This is a genomic window from Marinobacterium iners DSM 11526, from assembly GCF_900107855.1.
Taxonomy (GTDB): domain Bacteria; phylum Pseudomonadota; class Gammaproteobacteria; order Pseudomonadales; family Balneatricaceae; genus Marinobacterium; species Marinobacterium iners.
Window position 1 is genome coordinate 1 of record NZ_FNRJ01000043.1, and the last position, 3118, is coordinate 3118.

The 3118-nt window shown below is 38.3% G+C and carries 3 protein-coding genes; all 3 read right to left on the reverse strand.

Annotation, left to right across the window (positions count from 1 at the left end):
- Positions 1–115 precede the first annotated feature (115 nt).
- The gene (locus tag BLV48_RS18620; RefSeq protein ID WP_091828269.1) at positions 116–1036 is read right to left on the reverse strand and encodes a DUF4238 domain-containing protein; all 921 of its coding nucleotides are present in this window, start codon (positions 1034–1036) and stop codon (positions 116–118) included.
- Between the two features lie 94 nt (positions 1037–1130).
- A complete protein-coding gene (locus tag BLV48_RS18625) occupies positions 1131–2555 on the reverse strand; it encodes an AlbA family DNA-binding domain-containing protein (protein WP_091828270.1) in 1425 nt (474 codons plus the stop codon).
- 3 nt (positions 2556–2558) lie between these two features.
- Positions 2559–2921, reverse strand: coding sequence for a DUF262 domain-containing protein (locus BLV48_RS18630; protein ID WP_175527744.1), 363 nt, complete (start codon positions 2919–2921; stop codon positions 2559–2561).
- Positions 2922–3118: the final 197 nt, after the last annotated feature.

Consider the following 3118-nt stretch of genomic DNA (forward strand, 5'->3'; position numbering starts at 1 on the left):
GTGTACTGTCGCGTCTTTTTTGGGTTCTTGTACGCTGGCATATCTCACCTCGTCTGAATTAGATCGAGGTGTCCACTGAACCGGGGGAACTACAGCGTCCGAGTGCTTTGACTTGTTATATGGATTTAATCTTCTCAACGAGCTCATCACTAAACAATATTCTTTCTTGATCAAGATAAATTGGCTGTCCCCGCTCGATTTTTTCCCTTTCCACGAACTCAGGGCGAATACTGCTTACATAATCAAACGCAGTCTCAAAATAGGACTTCCTTTCTCTGCCTAGATTCTTCTCACAACGACCATATACAAACCTATATGCTCTAAAGAACTGAAAGGTGTTGTTTAAACTAGCAATTCTAAAACTATTATCAAAAGCATTTTCTTCATAGAATACGAGCAGAAGTTTGGGGCTAATAGGTAAAGCAAAAGAGTCATAATTATTCACGGGAAACATATATGACTTAAATTGTTCAACCACGTTCCCATCATGGACAGATATAACAGGACTATCCCCAATTATAAATTCACCATTACCGCGCTCCTCATAAACTCTAAACTTCTTCTTTTTAAGAATCTCGCAGTATTTTTCAGTATCGTGGAGTACCGAGTTTAGAAAGTCATCTTGAGCATTATCTTTTACTATCGAATAATCTTTTCCAAACTGACCCTCTAGAGTTTCATTCAGTCGTTTACTCCGTTCGAGTACAGTTGGTGTTCTACATATCTGGGAAGCGACATATTCAACGACACTTTCATATTCTCCTGGTGTCATTTTATAAGATCCTGGCGATTGACGTATTTTATCAATTACATCAATCCCGCGACCATCAATTTTTCCAAAAAATTCGTATTCAAGAGATTTCTTAATGTCTTGAAAGTCATACAGTCTGGAAACACACGCTGCATTTATAATATTAGGAGGGAAAAATTTATTTTCTAGCTTATCAAAAGCTTTGATTTTTTTATTTTTTGAATCAAATGTAAATCCCTTCAGAATCCCTTTAGGTATAAAGTGATGCCTCTTCGGTGTGGTCATTCGTTTTCGATCTCCACCATATAACGCCTTGCGCAGCGGCCGGTTTTTTGCGCGAGCGCTAAAAACCGGTCCGACTGACGCTACTGGTTATGCTTTAGCCTTGAAATCTAGCAAATAATTCACCAAAGTTTTCAGGTAAAACTTCATCAACATTACTGCCATGACGGACATAATATTTTCCATCGTAAATGGAAGGTGTGTCACCTGACTCTATCTTCAATACTATCAGTTCCTTGTCAAAATATTTAATTGCTGCAATATTTCTAGAAATATTATCTTTATCTCTACTGCTTATAGGCTGACTCTTGACAAGCTGTACAATTTTCGTGAAATACTTATCAACACTGCCGTGATACTTTTCTGCCTCATCATTTACCCCGGTGATACGGAACGAGGAATAAGAAACCCAAGTATTACCATATATAGACTTATGTCTCTCTGCACAGCCGTTAGTGTCTGCAACTCCAAGGATGCAATATCCAGTTGCACCAGGCAGTGTGTTTGCCATAGCTGTAAGAGTTTTAATGATCTTGGAGAAGGTCGCAACATCTAATTCTGTTCCATTCTCATGTAATGAGTGGAGACCGACCTTGAAGTCATACAAAGTTTGCTCTGTTGATGACTGCATCAAAATATTTTCAAATCTCGTCACCCATTGATTTCGGGACGGATCATTATCAATATTTTTTGAGAAGCACTTTCTTATCACACCAACCAGGGCATCCGATTGAGTTTGCTTTTCTTTCGCTGACCAATTTCCTCCGCCACCCGATAAGGTTATTGTTTTGTCGCCAGCCTTGTTCAGTATTTCTATCAGCTGATCAGGATCAGATATTTTCATTCCTTCATTTATGAGGAGTTCATAAAACGCATAAAAAACAATTTGAAAATAACGAGCAATTTTTGCCTGCTGGTTGTCAAATAAAAGCTTGTTGAAAGTCTTTCCAGAACTTTCAACGATGCCTATTATTTCATCAAAAACAAACTGGACATTTGAAATTACAACATCGTCATTAATCTTTTGTATTTGAAGCTCTACTGAAGAAGATAATGATGATTCAGCTTGCTCCTCCTCAAACCCATAAAGCTGATCTAAAATGTCTGAGCTAGATCTTATACCTTTATCCGATGAAACCCAGGCAACAATGTCTGCTATAACCTCTTCATCCTTTGACTGCCGAAGATCTTCTTTCGTAATAATACTGTTGTGAACCCAAAATATTTCATCTACAGGTATACCGTAATCTAAACTTCTATTTGTTATGCTAATATTCTTCATCGAATTTAGGTTCAGGATGTCAGAGGCGCTAGAGTCGCCTCGAATATTGCTTGCAAGCTTTCTAACAATTGATGCAAACTTGCTTACTGCTCCCGCTTGCCTGAGTTCCTGCTTTGATAGGTGTCTACCACCCGAGTTTAACCGACGAAAAACTTCATCTATGTGACTGTCACCAGATTCTTGGAAAACAGATAGAGGAACTTGATATCGAACAATATCTGCACAAATCTTCCTATCCAAAATTCAACTTTTTTGCTTTATTACTCCATTATCCTTAAGTATCTTCGTATCAGCCATGGTGTCCAAATCGAAATATTGACCATCTAAGTCAAACTCTTGATCAATAAAAGACATGATGGCATTCATTCTCTGCATTCCATCGATTATTTCGAGCTTTCGATCATTGACCTTTGAGACTTCAGCCAGCAATACCAGAGGTACAGGGTAACCGCTAACGATAGAGTTAATGAATGAGCGTTTTTCTTCTACGGTCCAAACTAATTTTCTCTGGTATCTTCGATTCACCAGAAAGAGCTGTTTAAGATAGGATCCGTAAAGACTCTGGATGCTCTCTCCTTTAATCGACAATCCAGCTTTATCACTCACGATTACACTCTCCTTTAAATATAAAATTGACTGTCAAAATAAAAGCATAACATTTTTAATACTGCGCATGCGCATATTTAATCTTAGTCGAAGACTAGGAAAGTTGTCGTAAGCACCTGAAGAGAAAGAAGAAATCGAGATACCACAGTCATTCTCTTCCGGTGAAAACGAGCATGCGCGTTTTGCAGCTTTGCCGT